General features: G+C 61.4%; 1 protein-coding gene. It reads left to right on the top strand.

What is annotated here, in order from left to right; genetic code table 11:
* Nucleotides 1-243 precede the first annotated feature (243 nt).
* Entirely contained in the window at nt 244-1,311 is a 1,068-nt protein-coding gene (locus A2J03_RS25425) for an IS110 family transposase (protein WP_231912715.1), read from the top strand.
* Nucleotides 1,312-1,313 lie beyond the last annotated feature (2 nt).

A 1,313-nucleotide genomic window follows, 5' to 3' on the forward strand; every position in this document is an offset into this window, starting at 1 on the left:
AGACTGTGAGTATGGGTGTGTCCGGTTGATACTGGACTTCTCCAGTGAGTTGGGGCCTGACTCTGAAACAGACCGACGTCTCAGACTGTCCTACGAATGATGTGTCGGCCCCATCTCACTGGCGGTTGTACACACACGCGACCGGTGGGCGAAGTGACCTCATAGGAGCCTGTCCAAAGAGTCCCATCACAGTCTTGTCCGCCGCCCGGCCGGTGCGTGGCCTCCACCTCGAAGGGGATAGCCATGACCAGCATGACCGAAAACCTGCTCGATGTCAGCGCCCGCATCTTCGTCGGCGTCGACACTCACAAGGACACGCACCACGTTGCACTCATCGACCACCTCGGACGTGATCTCGACGACCGAGAGTTCGCCAGCACCGCTGCCGGCGTCACCGAGTTGATCGCCTGGATCACCGCGGCGGGCGCTGTCGAACGTGTCGGAGTGGAAGGAACCGGAAGCTACGGATCCACGTTGGCGACCGCATTGCACAACGCCGACGTCGAGGTCGTCGACGTCGACCGCCCTGACCGTCGTTCGCGCCGAGCCCAGGGCAAATCCGATCCGGTCGATGCGCGTTCGGCCGCACGAGCTGCGCTGACCGGAAAAGCCACCACGACACCCAAAGCGCATGACGGCAATGTCGAAGCAATTCGTTTCCTGCACAACGCACGTCACTCCTGCGTGAAGTCGCGTGCCGAAGCAATCACCCAATTGAAGTCGATGATCGTCAACGCCCCCGACAGTATTCGCACCGAGCTTCGAGACCTCACCGATGCGGTCCTGCTCGCCACCTGCAGAGGATTCGCGCCCGCTACCCACAGAGTTCTCACACTCGATGAAGCCGTGCAGAACGCGCTGCGAACGATTGCGATCCGAATCGACAGTTTGACCACCGAAGAACGCGACCTCGCCAAACACATCGAAGCACTCGTCGCCGAACACGCACCCCAGCTCCTCGCTCGATTCGGCATCGGCGTCGACACCGCGGCTCAGTTGCTGATCACCGTCGGCGACAATCCGGATCGCATCACCACAGAAGCAGCCTTTGCGCACCTGTGCGGTGTCGCACCGATCCAGGCGTCCTCAGGTCGAACGCACCGACACCGACTCAACCGCGGAGGCGACCGTCAAGCCAACCGCGCCCTCTACATCATCGCCCTGGTCCGATTACGCAGCGACGAACGAACCAAGCGCTACCGCGACCGTCGACTCGCAGAAGGCAAAACACCGCGCGAGATTATGCGCTGCCTCAAACGTGCCATAGCCCGCGAAGTATTCGGCCTACTTGCACACCCACAACACGGTTGACA

The sequence above is a fragment of the Rhodococcus sp. EPR-157 genome, from assembly GCF_001647195.1.
In the GTDB taxonomy this organism is placed as follows: domain Bacteria; phylum Actinomycetota; class Actinomycetes; order Mycobacteriales; family Mycobacteriaceae; genus Rhodococcoides.